Origin of the sequence: Collinsella sp. LCP19S3_A7, assembly GCF_052121995.1 — a bacterium.
Lineage (GTDB): Bacteria > Actinomycetota > Coriobacteriia > Coriobacteriales > Coriobacteriaceae > Collinsella.
In genome coordinates, this window is the sequence record NZ_JBQKDE010000002.1 from 79,317 (window position 1) to 95,882 (window position 16,566).

The window sequence follows — 16,566 nt, forward strand, 5'->3', positions numbered from 1 at the left end:
CGTGCCGTTTGGTATATGTTTGTGATGCGCTCGGATGTTTTGGCGTCCGGGCGCTATACTTGACCGAATGAATAGACGAGTTCCGGCCGAATGGCGCGGTGCGGGCTCGACTCACATCGAGCCTTGGAGGTATGTGTGTTTGGTATTGGAGAGGGTGAGCTCGCGATCATCGTGGTCTTCGGCTTTTTGCTGTTTGGCCCGGATAAGCTCCCGCAGATGGGCCGCACGATCGGCCGTGCCATCCGTCAGTTCCGCGAGACGCAGGAAAAGATGACGGCTGTTGTTCAGTCCGAGATTATCGATCCGGTAAGCGAGGCCGCTTCGGCTCCGGTCAAGCCCAAGAAGGCTGCCGTCGATGACGATTCCGATGCGGACGAGGATGCCGTCGAGACGGCCGCGCCCGCAAAGAAGGAGACCTTTGCCGAGCGCCGTGCCCGCCTTGCCGCCGAGAAGGCCGCGAGTGAGGGTGCTGCCGAGGACGAAGGTGCTGCTGGCGAGGCTGAGGGCCCCGAGTCTGCCGCTGCCGCCGTCGAGCCCGAGCCTGCTGCAGAGCCGGAGCCCGAGCCCGAGCCGGCAGAGCCCACGACGGCTGACCTCTACGCCCGTCGTCCCCGCAAGCGCAAGGCCGTCGTCGACCAGCTCGCTCGCGAGCTCGAGGCCGAGGACGACGCCGCTGCCGCCCATGCCCCGAAGGGAGGCGATGAGTAATGCCTATCGGACCTGCGCGCATGCCGCTCTTCGATCATCTGGGTGAGCTCCGTCGTCGCCTGACCATCGTGGTCGTGTCAGTCTTTGCCGCCGCCATCGTGCTGTATTTCGCCACGCCCGTGGTGCTCGACATCCTGGAAGACCCCATCCGCTCCTTTGTGCCGGACGGTAAGTTCTACATCACCACCACGCTCGGCGGCTTTGGTCTGCGCTTTTCGCTGGCTCTCAAGATGGCCGTTGTCATGTGCACGCCTATGATCATTTGGCAGATTCTGGCGTTTTTCCTGCCGGCGCTTCGCCCCAACGAGCGCAAATGGGTTGTGCCCACGGTGCTCGCCTCGACGGTGCTGTTCTTCCTGGGCGCAATCTTTTGCTACTTCATCATCATCCCTGCGGGCTTTGAGTGGCTCATCGGCGAAACCTCGGCCGTCGCTACGGCGCTGCCCGATCTGGAGAACTACGTCAACATGGAGCTGCTCTTTATGATCGGCTTTGGTGTGGCGTTTGAGCTGCCGCTCATCATCTTCTACCTGTCTGTCTTCCATATCGTGTCCTATGCGGCCTTCCGCGGTGCCTGGCGTTACGTATACGTTGGCCTGCTTGCGGGCTCGGCTGTGATTACGCCCGACGGCTCGCCCGTTACACTGGGTCTCATGTATGGCGCCCTGCTCTCGCTCTACGAGATTTCGCTCGCCATCGCCCGCGTGGTCATTACCGCGCGCGATGGCAAGGAAGGCTTGTTTGTGAGCCGTCTGGATCTGTTCTCGAACGACGACGAGGACGACGACGAGGAGTAAATCCGTATGCACGAGGTTGGCATTGTCAACGGCATACTCGATACAGTGATTCGCGCGGCGCGTGGGGCGGGGGCCTCGCGCGCTGTTTTGGTAACGCTGCGCATTGGGGATATGACCGAAGTTGTGCGTGAGGCGCTCGACTTTGCGTGGGAGACGTTTCGCGACGAGGACATGCTCACGCGCGGCTGCGAGCTTGCCGTGGAGGAAGTCCATCCACAAAGCGAGTGCCTGGACTGCCGCGAGGTCTTTGAACACGACCGCTTCCATTGCCGCTGTCCTCAGTGTGGCGGCACCAACGTGCGCCTGCTGCACGGCCGCGAGCTCGACATCGCCAGCATCGAGATCGAAACCCCCGACAATTAACCAGCCTGCCATTTGGGGACGGGGTATAAATGGTAGAAGTAAGGAGTGCCGAGTATGGCCGAGAAAACTATTGATATCGCATCGCCAATTCTGTCGCGCAATGAGCGCCTGGCAGATCAGCTGCGTCAGCGATTCAAAGAGACAGGCACCTATGTGATCAATGTGCTGTCGAGTCCCGGCTCTGGTAAGACCACCACGATTCTGGGCACCAACGAGCGCCTGCGCGACAAAGCCGGCCTGCGCTGTGCCGTCATCGAGGGCGATATCGCCTCGGATGTCGACGCCATCACCATGAAGGAAGCCGGCATGCCCGCCATTCAGATCAACACGGGCGGTCTTTGCCACCTCGAGGGCAACATGATCATGGAGGCCGTTGATGCGTTTGACCAGGCAGTGGGCCTTCAAAACATCGATGTTATCTTTATCGAAAACGTGGGCAATCTGGTCTGTCCGGTCGACTTTGACCTGGGCGAGAACCTGTCCATCATGATTCTCTCGGTGCCCGAGGGCGACGACAAGCCCATTAAGTACCCGGGCATCTTCCAGCACGCTGGCGCACAGCTGCTCAACAAGGTCGATGTGGCCCCGGCTTTCGATTTTGACATGGATAGGTATACTAAGACACTCGATGACCTCAATCCGCAGGCGCCGCGGTTTGCCGTGAGCGCACGCAAGGGCGAGGGCATGGATGCCTGGTGCGATTGGCTCATCGGGCAGATCGAACAAACAAGGGCGTAAGTCGGCCGTCGTACGTGCGGGCGCAGCCGCAGACACACGAGATAGGAGCCTCTTTTGAAGCTCATCATCGCCGAGAAAAACGACGCCGCGCGCCAGATTGCCGAGCGTCTTTCCACGGGTAAGCCCAAAAAGGACAAGGTGTACAACACCCCCATCTACCGTTTTGAGTGGAAGGGCGAGGAGTGCGTGACAATCGGCCTTGCCGGTCACATCCTTGCGCCCGATTTTTGCGACAGCGTGCTGTTCGATAAAAAGCTGGGTTGGTATTCGGTCACCGAGGACGGCGAGATGCTGCCGGCCGACATACCCGATGGCCTGGCGCGTCCGCCCTATGACACCAAGCGCAAACCGTTCCTTGCCGACGGTATCTCCATCAAAGGCTGGAAGCTCGAGAGCCTGCCCTACCTTACCTGGGCGCCCGTTATCAAGCTGCCGGCCGAGAAAGAACTCATTCGCTCGCTCAAGAACCTTGCCAAGAAGTCCGACAGCGTCATCATCGCCACGGACTTCGATCGCGAGGGCGAGCTGATTGGTTCGGACGCCCTCAACAAGGTGCGCGAGGTTGCGCCCGACTTACCGGTTGCCCGCGCCCAGTATTCTTCGTTTACCAAGGCCGAGATCACGCAGGCCTTTGATAACCTCGTCTCGCTCGACCAGAACCTGGCCGATGCCGGCGAGAGTCGTCAGCACATCGACCTCATTTGGGGTGCGGTGCTCACGCGCTACCTGACGCTCGCCAAGTTTGGCGGCTTTGGCAACGTGCGTTCTGCCGGCCGCGTGCAGACCCCGACGCTCGCCTTGGTGGTCGAGCGCGAGCGCGAGCGCATGGCGTTTGTGCCCGAGGACTACTGGCAGATTCGCGGCATGGCTGCCGCGCAGGCTGCTGCCGAGGACGACCGCTTTAAGATCGCGCACAAGACGGCGCGCTTTACCGACAAGGATGCTGCCGAGATGGCGTACGACCATGTCGACGGCGTTGCGACGGCAACCGTTGCCGCGGTGACCAAGCGCTCGCGCAAGCAGCAGCCGCCCACGCCGTTTGCGACCACCTCGCTGCAGGCTGCCGCTGCGGCCGAGGGCATCTCGCCCGCACGCACCATGCGCATCGCCGAGTCCCTCTACATGGCGGGTCTTATCAGCTATCCGCGTGTCGACAACACCGTGTACCCCGCGACGCTCGATCTGGGCGCCGTGGTGAGTGACCTGGCAAAGATCAACCCGGCGCTGGCGCCCGTATGCAAAAAGGTGCTCGCCGGTCCCATGAAGCCCACGCGCGGCAAGGTCGAGACCACCGACCACCCGCCTATCTACCCCACGGGCGAGGGCGATCCGTCCACGCTCGACGGTGGCCAGCGCAAGCTCTACGACCTCATCGCTCGTCGCTTCCTGGCGACGCTTATGGGCCCCGCCACCATCGAGAACACCAAGCTCGAGCTCGACGTGAACGGCGAGCCGTTCGTGGCTTCGGGCGATGTGCTCGTGACCCCGGGTTTCCGCGAGGTATACCCGTACGGACTCAAGCGCGACGAGCAGATGCCGCCGCTGGAGCAGGGCGACATGGTCGACGTATTCGACATTAAGCTCGAGGCCAAGCAGACCGAGCCGCCCGCACGCTACAGCCAGGGCAAGCTTGTGCAGGAGATGGAAAAGCGCGGCCTGGGCACCAAGTCCACGCGCGCGAGCATCATCGAGCGTCTGTACGCCGTGCGCTACCTCAAAAACGATCCCGTGGAGCCGAGTCAGCTGGGTATCGCCATCATCGATGCACTGTCGCAGTTTGCCCCGCGCATCACGAGCCCCGATATGACCAGCGAGCTCGACGGCGACATGACCCGCGTGGAGCGCGGCGAAGATACCGAAGAGCATGTCGTGACGCACTCGCGCGCACTGCTGGCCGGCGTGCTCGATGAGCTGCTCAAGCATACGCAGGAGCTGGGCGACGCCATCAGCGATGCCGTCACGGCCGATGCGCGCGTGGGCGCCTGCCCCAAGTGCGGCAAGGATCTGGTCATGAAGACGAGCGCCAAGACCCGCGGCAGCTTTATCGGCTGCATGGGCTGGCCCGACTGCGACGTGACCTATCCGGTGCCGAGCGGTGTCAAGGTGAGCCCGCTCGAGGGCGAGGCGGCCGTGTGTCCCGAATGCGGCGCACCGCGCATTAAGTGCCAGCCGTTCCGCCAGAAGGCTTTCGAGATCTGCGTGAACCCCACGTGTCCCACCAATTACGAGCCCGACCTTAAGGTGGGCGAGTGCAAGGTGTGCGCCGAGGCCGGACGCCATGGCGATCTGATTGCGCACAAGAGCGAGAAGAGCGGCAAGCGCTTTATCCGCTGCACCAACTATGACGATTGCGGCGTGAGCTATCCGCTGCCGGCGCGTGGCAAACTCGAGGCGACGGGCGAGACCTGTCCCGAGTGCGGCGCTCCCATCGTGGTGGTCAACACGGCGCGCGGTCCGTGGCGTATCTGCGTCAACATGGACTGCCCGACCAAGGAGAAGAAGCCCGCCCGCGGCCGCAAGACGACGACCAAGGCGAGTACGGCGAAGAAGACCACAGCGAAAAAGAAGACCACGGCGAAAAAGACGACTGCCAAGAAGGCTGCCGCGAAAAAGACGACCACAAAGAAGGCGGCCGCCAGCAAGTAGCGCGCAGCCGAAACATTGCCCAAAACAAAAACGGGCGAGGGTCCCATGGTCCTCGCCCGTTTTTTGTTCGGCAGTTCGGCAGTTGGGGACGTTCCTTTTCTACCGGCAGTGTAGGAACGTCCCTAACTGCCAGCTCGGGAACGACAAAAAGCTAGTTCACCTCGACGGGTTTGGCGCTGGGATAGCGGTCCTCAAAGTCCAAGCGATACTTGTTGCTGCTGGTTCCCGGCTCGTTGTCGCGTGCCAGCGGCGCCACGATTTCGTCCTTATGGTCCGAGGGCTTTGCGTACTTTAGACTGATCTCCCAGGCATCGCAGATCGCGTCGATGCGGTGATCCAGGTCGTCATACAGGGCAATGATGTCTTTCCAGGAGTGGTAGTTCTTGGAGCTCATGGGGACGTCCAGGTCCTCGACGATATCGTAATACTGCTCGATGGTCTCCTCCGTGCGCTCGGCGACGTCGGCGAGATTTTGACGGGTGGTGCGATCTTCTTCCAGATAGCTACCATTGAAGGCCTGCGCGCAGGCGCGGACCTGGCTATCGAGGTCCTCGAGCAGGTCGTAGTATTCGCTCAGGCGACGGTAGAGGTTCTGCTCGGAGAGGGTTGCTTCGCCGCCAGCCTCGTCCTCGTCGTCATCGTCATCGTCGTAAAGGCTATTGGGGTCGCCGAGAGGCTTGAGGTCATCATCGTCAACATCGTGGTGCAGCTTGGTAACCTCGGCAGTCGTCTGCGTGGCGGAGTTGTCGAACGGTTTGATCACAAAGAAGATGACCAGGGCGATGATGATTGCCACCAGCGCAACGATAACGGCGACAAGCGCCCCGGTGCCGCTCTTTTTGGGAGCGGGGGTCTGTGGCGAAGCAGGCGCGTATGCGGGAGCCGGCTGCTGTTGGGGCGAGCCGCTCGCGACGGGTATGCACTGCGTGGTCTCGACGGCCGCGGGGCTTGCGGCGGGGTCGGGGCGATAAGCGAGGGGATCGTCCGCCTTGGCTTGCGGCGTATCAAGGGGCCCGGTCTGCTCAAAAGCGGGCTGGCTATCGCTCGCGGCTGTTTGCTCAACGGGTGCACCGCACGAGGTGCAGAACTTGGCATTATCTGCAAGAAGCTTGCCGCACGAGGCGCAATACCGAGACATTGCCACTCCTTTCGCCACATTTCAATGCCATACGACGATTATACCAAGCATCCAAAATTCCCCATCATAAGTTGCGGTGAAATAGGGACTGTTTGGCGGTCCCTTGAGTATCAACTTTATCCGAACACCTCCCACATTCATCCGTACATGTGCGGATGAATGTGGGAACCCGATACCCTGAGGGCCGGATCGGCCGGCCCCGGGAGATCGGAGGACGGCATGTCCGGAAAGAAGAAGAGCGGCTCCGCAAGGGCGGTCCCGAGGGCCTACGGAAGGCTCACGAGGCACGAGCGGGACACGGTCCAGAGGATGCTGGAGCGCAGGGCGTCGTGCAGGGAGATCGCGAGGGAGCTGGGCAGGTCGCCCTCGACGGTGAGCGCCGAGGTGGCGTCGCACAGGTTCGTGACGGCGCCGAAGGCCAGGCGCGGCGAGCGCGTGGACGCCTCCGCCGACCTGTCGGCGGCCTGCCCGCGCCTGGCGGCGTGGCCGCGATGCTGCAACGGCTGCGGCCGGTACCGCGCAATCGGCTGCAAGCGCCGCCCCCACGTCTTCTACGAGGCCCGGGCCGCGCAGCTGTGCGCCGACTCGGTCCTCGTCTCGTCCAGGCGCGGGATAGACGCCGACGAGCCCGCCGCGGCGGCCAGGCTGGAGGCGATAAGGGACTGCCTGCGCCGGGGGCTGTCGCCCGAGCAGATGGCGGCGCGCAACGGCGGCCCGGTGGACCTGTCGCCGTCGACCATCTACCGCTGGGTCTCGGCGGGCTACGACGGCATGACCAACATGGAGCTCAGGCGCAAGGTCGGCTACAGGCCGAGGAAGCGCGCCGCGGGCCGGGCGGCGACCCGCCACTCCGCCCGCAGGTCGCATGCCGCGTTCCTCGCCCTCGGGGAGGACGCGTGCGCCGCGGCCTGGGAGATGGACACCGTCGAGGGGGCCCGGGGGGACTCCGCCTGCCTGCTCACGCTGCTGCACCGCCCCAGCAGGCTCCAGCTCGCGCTGCCGCTGGAGGAGAAGACCGCCGGGTGCGTCGCGGGCGCCCTGGAGGGCGTCCGGGCCATCCTCGGCGCCGACGGGACGCGCCGCGTGTTCCGCGCCGTCCTCACCGACAACGGCGCCGAGTTCTCCGACGAGGCGGCGGTCGCGGCGCTGCTCGGCGAGGGGCCGGGCGAGACGAGGCTGTTCTACTGCGACCCCAGGCGCAGCGACCAGAAGGGCGCCTGCGAGCGCAACCACGTCGAGATCAGGAAGCTGCTGCCCAAGGGCGCCGGAATCAGGTTCGACCGGCTCGTCCCGGCCGACCTGGCGCTGGCCATGTCGCACGTGAACTCCGAGCCCCGCGGCGCGCTCGGCTTCGCGACGCCCGCGCGCGCCTTCAGGGCGATGCTCGGGGAGGACGCGGCGGCGCTGCTGGACGCCTACGGCGTGGAGGACGTGCCGCTCGGCGACCTCGACCTGACGCCGGGGCTCATCGAGAGGGCGCGCGCAGAGAGGGGCGATGCCCCGCTGGCCTAGCCTAGGAGAAAAACGGAATAGACGGACCGACCGTCCGGCTGAGTCTGGGAAGAGGTGCCGGGCGGCGGGCGGGGCATGGCCACCGGACCCATCGAAACACATCTCCACCATTCCTTCAACTGGGAAAATGGCGCCCCCGGGGCCCGAGAGGGGCCGCGGGGGCGTTCGGTTAACTGCGGGAGCGAGCCATCAGCTCAATGTGTTCGGCTGAGATCGGAAATCAACCCTGTTTGGCGGTCTTAGAGCTTCAATCAGTCCCTATTTCACCGCAACTTTGGAAAGGCACCTTTAGTCATTGGGGACGTTCTTAAACGACCAGTCATTTAAGAACGTCCCCAATGACTAGGTTGGATTTGGGGTGCGCCTGCCCCTGGGGTATCATGATTTGGTTGATATATCTGCATTTACGCGCCTTGTAGGAAGGGACTGCGCCCATGGCTTTTGAGCCCGCTCAACATAGCTTTATCACGCTCGAGGGCGTCGACGGCGCCGGCAAGTCTACGCAAGCGCGTCTGCTTGCCCGTGCGCTCGATCTTGCCGGCTACCAGGTGGTGAGTCTGCGCGAGCCGGGCGGTACCGCCATTAGTGAAAAGATCCGTGCCCTGCTGCTCGACCCCGCAAATACGGCGATGGGGGATACCTGCGAGCTGCTGCTCTACGAGGCCGCACGCGCCCAGCTGGTGCACGAGGCCATAGCTCCCGCCCTTGCGGCCGGCAAAGTGGTCCTGTGTGACCGCTTCTATGATTCCACGACCTGCTACCAGGCGTTTGCCGACGGCCTCGATCGCCAGATGGTACGCGACGCCAACAACCTTGCTGTCGCGGGGACGCACCCGGCACTCACGCTCGTCTATCACATCACGCCCGAGCAGGCGGCGCTGCGCATGTCCGCCCGTGGTGCGGTCGACCGCATGGAGGCCAAGGGCATGGCGTTCCAGGAGCGCGTTTACCAGGGATTTAGTGCCATTGCCGCCGAGGAGCCAGATCGCGTGAAGCTCATCGACGCCACCGCTTCCATCGAGGACGTCTTCGCGCGTACGGTCGAGCAGGTTCGCGCGTACGGTCTCGACATTTCCCAGGACGCCGTCACCGCCACGCTTGCCCAGGAGGCCGAGTAACATGGCCCCCGCTCAGGCAAGCCTGCTGGCCAAGCTCGACACCCAAGAGCGCGTACGCGATTTTTTGACCAACGCCGTCGCCAGCGGCCGCGCATCGCACGCCTACCTGTTTTTGGGCGCTCCCGGTGCCGGCAAGCTCGATGCCGCCTGGGCGCTCGCCCAAGCCTTCCTGTGCGAGCAGGACGGCTGCGGCTCATGCGATAGCTGTGTGCGTGTCGCCCGCCATACGCACCCCGACGTGCACTATTACACGCCCGAGAGCGCCACGGGCTACCTCATCGCCCAGACCCGCGAGCTGCTCGACGACGTGCCGCTGGCGCCCATCCGTGCCAAGGCCAAGGTCTACATCATCGACCGTGCCGAGCAGCTGCGCGCCAACACCGCCAACGCACTGCTCAAGACGCTCGAGGAGCCGCCCGGGGGCGTTATGTTTATCTTGCTGGGCACCTCGGCAGACGCGATGTTGCCCACCATCGTGAGCCGCTGCCAGTGCGTGCCGTTTCGGCTGGTGTCGCCCGCCGTGGCCACGAAGGCCGTGAGCCGCGCGACGGGCCAGGATCTCGCACGCTGTCGCATGGCGGTCGCCGTGGCGGGGAGCCCCACGCGCGGCATCGAGTTCCTTAAGAGCGCCGAGCGTCAGGATGCTCGCCGCCAGATGATCCGCGCCATCGATTCGCTCATCGCCGCCGACGAGGCCGATGTACTCAGCCGCGCCAAGTCGCTCATCGTCGCCGTTAAGGCTCCGCTCGCCGAGGTCAAGTCCACGCAGGAAAAGGTGCTCGAGCAAAACGCCGATTATCTGTCGCGTGGAGCATTGAAGCAGCTTGAGGACCGCAACAAGCGCGAACTCAATGCGCGCGAGCGTTCGGGTATCATGGAAGCGCTGGCGAGCGCGCGGACGCTCATGCGCGACGTGCTGCTGACGCTTCAGGATGAGGCGGCAGACATTGTGAACGAGGACGTGCGCGACACAATCGGGCGGCTTGCCGCCGCGACGAATGTTGCGGGTGCCACCCGGGCGCTCGAGGCGGTCGCGACCGCCGAGCGCAACATTGCCAGAAACGTTACTCCCCAGCTGGCCATCGAGGTCATGCTGTTCGATATCAGGAAGGCACTGAAATGCCGTTAGTCGTACCCGTTAAGTTTACCTACGCCTCGCGCGACCTGTGGTTTGACCCGCAGGATCTGGATATCCTCGAGGCCGATTATGCCATTTGCTCCACCGAGCGCGGAACCGAGATCGGCCTGGTCACGGCCGATCCCTTCGAGGTGCCGCAAGACGAGATCGGTCAGCCGCTCAAGCCCGTGCTGCGTGTGGCGAGCGATATCGACCTGCAGCTTGCCGACGACCTGGCCATCCAGGGCGATGAGGCCATGGTCGATTTCCGCCGTCTGGTCAAAGATCTCGACCTCGAGATGAAGCCGGTGGGTGTCGAATACCTGTTTGGCGGCGAGAAAGCCGTATTCTACTTTGCGGCCGAGGAGCGCGTCGATTTTCGTCAGCTCGTCAAGGACCTGTCCTCGACGCTGCACATTCGCGTTGACATGCGCCAGATTGGCGTGCGTGACGAGACTCGCTTGGTGGGCGGCTATGCCCAATGCGGACAGGAGCTCTGCTGCACGCGCTTTGGCGGACAGTTTGAGCCCGTCTCGATTCGCATGGCAAAAGAGCAGGACCTGCCGCTCAATTCGTCTAAGATCAGCGGCGTGTGCGGCCGCCTGATGTGCTGCCTGCGCTATGAGTTCGAGGCGTACAAGGACTTTAAGAGCCGCGCGCCCAAAAAGAAGACGCTCATCGATACGCCGCTCGGCAAGGCGCGTATCCAGGAATATGACACGCCGCGTGAGCAGCTGGTGCTGCGCCTGGAGAACGGTAAAGTCTTTAAGGTCAACCTGGCCGATATGACGTGCTCGGAGGGCTGCAAAAAGAAGGCCGCCGAGCAGGGCTGCAGCTGCCGCCCCGACTGCGTGACGCGCGATGTGCTCGAGCGCATCGAGTCGCCCGAGATGCGCCTGGCGCTCATGGAGCTCGATCGCGAGAACGGCGTCGACGTGGGCGATGGCCTGTCGAGTGCCGACCGTCTGGCCGGCACGTCGATGCCCAAGCGCCGTCGTCGCGATGCCGAATCCGATGCTTGTGCCGGTCAGGGTCAGGGCGAGGGTCGTGGCCGCGGAAAGGGCCGCGGCAAGGCCGAGGCTTCCGAGGCCGAGGAGGCGGCCGGCGGCCGTCGTCGCCGCAAGCGCGCGGCGTCCGTCGACAACGGCGAGACCGCGGGCAAGAACGCCTCTCGCGAGCGCGAGGCTCAGCAGCCCCAGCAGCAAAACCGCGGCGGCGGCATGAACCCCACGCGCCGTCGTCGCCGCCACCTGTCGAGCGAGGAGCGCGAGGACGCCTTCCGCGCCGCAGCCGCTCGCGAGGCCGGTGCCGCTCCCAAGGGCGTCTCGGCCTCCGACGCGCCTGCCGACAAGGCTGGCAGGCCACGTGGCGAGGAGGAGCGCGCGCCGCGTCCGCGCCGTCGCCATTCCTCGGGCACGCAGCAGAAACCCTCGGTTCCTTCTGTGGCCGATCAGGTTTCGGATGGTGAAGTCAAGGTCACGCGCCGTCGCCCCGGCGATGGCGGAGGAGCTGCCGCCAAGGCTTCGCGCGGCGGTGCTCGCGACGAGCGCGAACCGCGTGAGGATCGCAGTGGCGAGGGCTCGGCCGACCAGAGTCAGAAGCGCCGCCGCCGTCGCCGTTCCCGCAAGCCGCGCCAGGATGGTGGCGAAGGCTCGACCCACACCTCGTCCGCACCGCAACCGCCTGCCGGCGAATAGCGCCCGCAAGCGGATTCGACTTGTCTGACCCCAAGTGCAACGGGGTATCATGGCACTGAATCGACAGCCCTCCCTTCGCCCAAGCGTAGGGAGGGTTTTGTCATAAATAACTATCTGAATGGTTTGAGCCGCTTACGGAGTGCCGGCATCTTGCCGTTAGCGGATGAATTGCTACCGTTTGCCGAGCGCGCGGCGCATGAGGCACTCGAGGTTCTTTCGCCCACGCGATGCGCCGGCTGCGAGCGTGCCGGTGCGCTTATTTGTCATGAGTGCCTGGCGTCGCTCACGCTTGTCGATCCGCGCCACAGCTGCACGAGGTGCGGCGCTCCGTTTGGAGACCTGCTGTGTACCGAGTGCTCGGTCGAGGGTGCGTCTTCGGCAGCGGCTAAGGCCCTCGATCGCTGCCTGGCGTGCGCTGTCTATGCACATCCGTTGCCGCGCATCATCAAGGCATACAAGGATGCGGGCGAGCGCCGTCTGGCACCGTATCTGGCGGAGCTGCTCTACGACACCGCCTTGCATGCCCAGGCAGCAGCCCCCGACCGTTACGGCGGCGTGCTGTCCGGTGCCGACGCGGTGGTATTTGTGTCCGCGACTGCGGCGGCGTTTCGGCGGCGTGGTTTTGATCACATGGAAGCAATCGCGCGCTCGTTTTGCGATCTTTCGGGCGTGCCATTGCTGGACGCCTTGGTCAAATACGGTCATGGCGACCAGCGCGAACTCGGTCGCGCCGAGCGCCGGGAACATGCCCGGGACATGTACGAGACGGTCGAGGATGTACGTGGCTGTCGTCTGCTGCTCATCGACGATGTCATTACCACGGGCGCAACAATGGCAGCGGCCTCGGCGGAGCTTAAGCGCGCCGGCGCCAAAGCCGTCGATGGCCTCGCTATCGCACGCGTTTGGTAGGGGTGATTCGTGTGGCGGTAACAATCAGGCAGCGCAATAAACCGACAAAAGAGCAGCTAGCGGCTTCCGTGATTCTGGCGGGCGCCTCGGCGTTGCGCTTGATTCGAGCCGAGCGCCGGCAGATGGGCTACATCGGCTGGAAGGACCTCAATCCCGATGAAGAGCGCCGCGTGCTGTGTACGTCATCGCCTTCGACCGAGGATATCTATCTTCCCGACCTGGTGCGAATTGGAGCCAAAAGCGGCGAAGTGCAAGAAGATCTGTGCTTGCTGGTGGGATCTGCGGCGCAGCGCCGCCGCATGCCTGGCGTGGGCTGGTCCGTGTGCTCCAGGTTGCCTGCCGGCTCGATTCTAGAGGTGGAACCGGGGGTGTACAGCCTATCTCCCGAGGCCCTTTGTGTTGCCGTCGCCCGCGAGGTCGGCTGTACCCAGGCGTTTGCCCTGGCCCAGGAACTGTGTTCCAAGATTTCACTAAGCGATCGCGGGAAGTATCTACCTCCTTATACCTCGCCTGTTGCGAATAGACTTGCAAAGGACAAGGACCAACCGGCAGACGTGGGCTACTTTGAAGTCGAGCCGGTGCTGACGCCCGATCGCCTGGCAGATTACCTTGCGACATGCAAGGGGAGTGCGGCCAAACAACTGCGGCGGCTGTGTCCCTATCTGTCGGAAAACCTGCGCTCACCCATGGAGTGCATCATGCTTGCCATGTTTTCACTTCCGTTTTCCTATGGTGGATTTGCCTGCGGTCCTTTTAAGACCGACTACAAGATTGAGTTCGATGACCGCGCGCAGGCAATCTCGGGGATGCCGCATGCAGTTTGCGATGCGTATCAGGAAGCAGCCCGGTTTGACCTGGAATACAACGGTGAGCTGGGCCATTCCTCCCGGAGGGGACGTATCCATGATGAAAAACGCAACACGGGCTTGATTACTATGGGAATCGAGGTCGCGACGGTCAACAACGAAATGCTTTGCGACATGGAGGCAATGGAGGCACTCGCATGGCGCATCCACCAGCGTATGCGAAAGCGGTACCGGAATCGTGTCGATGCCCGCAGGAAGAAGCAAGAGGCGTTGCTTAACACGCTGCGGGCGTGTTTTGGGCTTAAACCGATATAATTCGCGTCGAAAATAGGGGGTTAATCATATGCCCTGGCCAAAAAATGGCAAATATGAGTACTGTCACTAAATCAGTAACAGCAAAATCAAGGAATTTAGGACTCGGAGGCATCGTAAAGTAAAAAGATAATAAACAAATGTAGAATAACTAAGCATCAGGTTGGCGACACTGAGCGCAAAATCTGTCCGAGAGGCCAAAATTGCCTGTTACAAAATTGGTAACAGTACTCATATTTGCCATTTTTTGGCCACGGCACCCCGAGGCGGGCGCCCCGGAGCTCCCCGTAGGGGAGCTCCGGGCTTCATGGGAACACGCACGGTCCGCTCCGACCTGCAAAATCTGTGCTCACGGTGCGAATGACGACCTAACCTTAAACTTTAGCTTGAACTTAGCTATAATGCGCTACGTTCCCGCCAGGCTGTGGTTGCGGACGGGCAATGCGCCCATCCAAGTCCAAGACAGACGCGGTCAAAGGGATCCACGTAAGCGACCGCGTGCGCGCGGCGCGATCATGGCGCGTCCTAGATGTAAGCCGCACCGTCCGTTCTACTTTCTTTGGGGCAATACCGCCTCGCGGGCGAGCGGGCCAGTCGTGAAGGTGGCTGCGGCCTCCCGAGCAAACGCCCCGGTGCGCAAGTGTGGGGTCAAATACCAGGTCAGCTGGTGGGAACAACCCGATATTCCGTGCAGGGCACGGATCGTATACGACACAGAAGGCAGGGTAGCGGACATGGTGAGGGGCAGCTTGATGCATGCAGCTCGGTTGGGTGCTGGGACCGCGGCGGTCATTGCCGTTTTGGGCCTGAGTGGATGCGCGTTCAATCCACTGTCCACGTTCACGACGCCCACGATCGACCAGATTGAGCGCGAGACCGTTACCCCCACGGTATCGGACGATGCCCTGGTCACGCCGGGAACCCTGACGGTCGCCCTCGATACTTCCGATGCCCCGCAAGCCATGCAGGATGCCGACGGAAACCTGACGGGCTATGCGGTCGATGCCGCTCGTGCCCTCGCATGCCGCATGGGTCTCAAGGTCGCCTTTGTCGATGCGTCCTCGGCCGATTCCGCGCTCAGCGATAAAAAGGCCGATATCTTCATTGGCGACGTCAGCTCTACGGACGGCGATATCAGCTCGCTTGGCACCTGTCTGTACGACGCCCCCGCCGTATTCGGCAAGAGCAGTGACGGCGAGTCGTTGAGCGTTTCCACCGAAACGCTTAACACCGCTACCCTGGGCGTTCAGACCTTCTCGGCCTCGCAGGAAGCGCTCGCCAAGCAGGGCATCACGGCCAACCAAAAGACCTTCTCCAACATCAACGAGTGCTTCGAGGCACTCGAGTCGGGCGAGGTCGATTACGTGATCTGTGATTCCACGGCCGGTGGTTACCTCGCGCGCCTGATGAGCCAGATCTCCTGTGTCGGCACGCTCGAGACGCCCTCCACGCTTGGCGTCGCAGGCCTTAGCTCTAACGATGAGCTGTGCCGTGCCGTGGGCGATGCCCTCGACGACATCACGGTCGACGGCACGCTCGAGGCGGTCCACTGCGTCTGGTACGGCCAAATGCCCTATGACCTTACCGCCAAGACTGTTTCGGGGGCCAATGTGCAGGCATCCGAATCCACGTCCAACGAGACCGAGTCCTCCGATGGCGACACCTCCGATAACAACGGCGACAGCCCGTCGTCTAGTCAGGAGGGCGCCATCACCGACGATGACATCAACAAGCTCAATAGCTAGTTATTGGTAGGGGTGGCGCCTGCCATACATTGAACAAGGTGCTTCTTCACGGTTTCAACACGCATGGCCGGGTCTCCCCAATAGGGGAGCCCGGCTTTTCAATTTTGATAAAACCAGCAGCTCAAGGGCAATTTCCAGGAGAAAAACCAACTCCGCCGACGCCCTCATATAGCGCACTTTGCCGCGGAAAAGTGCGAGACTTCGGTATGCGGTATCAAGCAGTCGTTATTCGGGCCTTTGGGAATTCGGGTGATTAAATGCACGGCAATGGGTACATAGCCAGTACAGTAAGTCCCCGAGGCAGATTGGAGCCACGTATGGATATCAAGGTTTCTGGACGCAAGACGACGGTAACCGATGCTCTGCGTGCGCATGTGGACGAGAAGATCGGCGAGGCGCTCAAGGTTTTCGATATCGAGCCCATGACAGTCGACGTCGTGCTTCGTTATGAGAAGAACCCCTCGAATCCCAACCCGGCAATCGTCGAGGTCACGGTTCGTGCCCGCGGCTCTGTGATTCGCGTCGCCGAGCACGGCGCAGATATGTATGCCGCCATCGATCTCTCCGCCGATAAGGTCACCCGCCAGCTGCGCAAGTTCAAGACCAAGGTTGTGGACAACCGCCAGGGCGGTGCCAGCGCCGCTGATGTCGCACCGGTCGAGCGCGTCGAGGATCTGGCCGACCTGCTGCTGCCCGAGGAGGACGACGACCTGCTCGTCCGCGAGAAGGTCATCGATGTCACCCCGATGACTGAGGAGCAGGCGCTGGTGCAGACCGATCTGCTCGGCCACGACTTCTACGTGTTCGAGAACGCGACGACTGGCCTCATCAATGTGGTGTATCACCGTAAGAATGGTGGATATGGCATCATCAAGCCCCGCATCGAAACACTTGACGAGTAAAATACGTTAACTTGCATGAGTTAACGGTTGGCGGCCATCCCATGCGGGTGGCCGCCTT

Annotated in this window: 14 protein-coding genes; 13 read left to right on the top strand and 1 reads right to left on the bottom strand. The window is 62.7% G+C overall.

Annotated elements, in window-relative coordinates; all coding sequences use genetic code 11:
* The first annotated feature begins 135 nt into the window (after nt 1-135).
* Genes ACTQV3_RS01740 through ACTQV3_RS01760 form a run of 5 tightly spaced genes read left to right on the top strand, consistent with a single transcriptional unit; the run spans nt 136 to nt 5,252 of the window.
* Nucleotides 136-708, top strand: a complete 573-nt coding sequence (locus ACTQV3_RS01740) for a twin-arginine translocase TatA/TatE family subunit (protein ID WP_427718929.1) — start codon at nt 136-138, stop codon at nt 706-708.
* Entirely contained in the window at nt 708-1,505 is a 798-nt protein-coding gene (gene tatC / locus ACTQV3_RS01745) for a twin-arginine translocase subunit TatC (protein WP_427718932.1), read from the top strand. Before ACTQV3_RS01740 ends, tatC begins: the two co-directional genes overlap by 1 nt.
* A 6-nt stretch (nt 1,506-1,511) precedes the next feature.
* Entirely contained in the window at nt 1,512-1,868 is a 357-nt protein-coding gene (gene hypA, locus ACTQV3_RS01750) for a hydrogenase maturation nickel metallochaperone HypA (RefSeq protein WP_152068469.1), read from the top strand.
* A 54-nt stretch (nt 1,869-1,922) separates the two neighbouring features.
* Nucleotides 1,923-2,606 (top strand): hydrogenase nickel incorporation protein HypB, encoded by a 684-nt coding sequence (hypB, locus tag ACTQV3_RS01755; RefSeq protein WP_152068470.1) that lies wholly within the window; start codon nt 1,923-1,925, stop codon nt 2,604-2,606.
* A 54-nt stretch (nt 2,607-2,660) separates the two neighbouring features.
* A complete protein-coding gene (locus ACTQV3_RS01760; RefSeq protein ID WP_441068696.1) occupies nt 2,661-5,252 on the top strand; it encodes a DNA topoisomerase I in 2,592 nt (863 codons plus the stop codon).
* 151 nt (nt 5,253-5,403) lie between these two features.
* Here the strand turns inward: ACTQV3_RS01760 and ACTQV3_RS01765 are convergent, their stop codons facing one another.
* The gene (locus ACTQV3_RS01765) at nt 5,404-6,390 is read right to left on the bottom strand and encodes a zinc-ribbon domain-containing protein (RefSeq protein WP_427794015.1); all 987 of its coding nucleotides are present in this window, start codon (nt 6,388-6,390) and stop codon (nt 5,404-5,406) included.
* Nucleotides 6,391-6,609: 219 nt separating this feature from the next.
* On the opposite strand from ACTQV3_RS01765, the gene ACTQV3_RS01770 reads away from it, so the two are divergent.
* The 8 genes from ACTQV3_RS01770 to hpf all read left to right on the top strand — a co-directional run bounded on the left by ACTQV3_RS01770 (nt 6,610) and on the right by hpf (nt 16,508).
* Nucleotides 6,610-7,902 carry an IS30 family transposase gene (locus ACTQV3_RS01770; protein WP_441562907.1) on the top strand — a complete coding sequence of 431 codons (1,293 nt, stop codon included), beginning with the start codon at nt 6,610-6,612 and terminating at the stop codon, nt 7,900-7,902.
* A gap of 434 nt (nt 7,903-8,336) precedes the next feature.
* Nucleotides 8,337-9,020: a dTMP kinase gene (tmk, locus tag ACTQV3_RS01775; protein ID WP_441068404.1), complete on the top strand. Its 684-nt coding sequence runs from the start codon at nt 8,337-8,339 to the stop codon at nt 9,018-9,020.
* Nucleotide 9,021: 1 nt separating this feature from the next.
* Nucleotides 9,022-10,149: a DNA polymerase III subunit gene (locus ACTQV3_RS01780; protein ID WP_441068406.1), complete on the top strand. Its 1,128-nt coding sequence runs from the start codon at nt 9,022-9,024 to the stop codon at nt 10,147-10,149.
* Nucleotides 10,140-11,834 carry a PSP1 domain-containing protein gene (locus ACTQV3_RS01785; protein WP_441031314.1) on the top strand — a complete coding sequence of 565 codons (1,695 nt, stop codon included), beginning with the start codon at nt 10,140-10,142 and terminating at the stop codon, nt 11,832-11,834. Before ACTQV3_RS01780 ends, ACTQV3_RS01785 begins: the two co-directional genes overlap by 10 nt.
* Nucleotides 11,835-11,984: 150 nt before the next feature.
* A complete protein-coding gene (locus ACTQV3_RS01790) occupies nt 11,985-12,743 on the top strand; it encodes a ComF family protein (RefSeq protein WP_441068407.1) in 759 nt (252 codons plus the stop codon).
* Nucleotides 12,744-12,754: 11 nt separating this feature from the next.
* Nucleotides 12,755-13,864 (top strand): hypothetical protein, encoded by a 1,110-nt coding sequence (locus ACTQV3_RS01795; protein WP_441068409.1) that lies wholly within the window; start codon nt 12,755-12,757, stop codon nt 13,862-13,864.
* 749 nt (nt 13,865-14,613) lie between these two features.
* Entirely contained in the window at nt 14,614-15,606 is a 993-nt protein-coding gene (locus tag ACTQV3_RS01800) for a substrate-binding periplasmic protein (RefSeq protein ID WP_441068467.1), read from the top strand.
* A gap of 317 nt (nt 15,607-15,923) precedes the next feature.
* A complete protein-coding gene (gene hpf, locus ACTQV3_RS01805) occupies nt 15,924-16,508 on the top strand; it encodes a ribosome hibernation-promoting factor, HPF/YfiA family (protein WP_055285508.1) in 585 nt (194 codons plus the stop codon).
* The last annotated feature ends 58 nt before the right edge of the window (nt 16,509-16,566 follow it).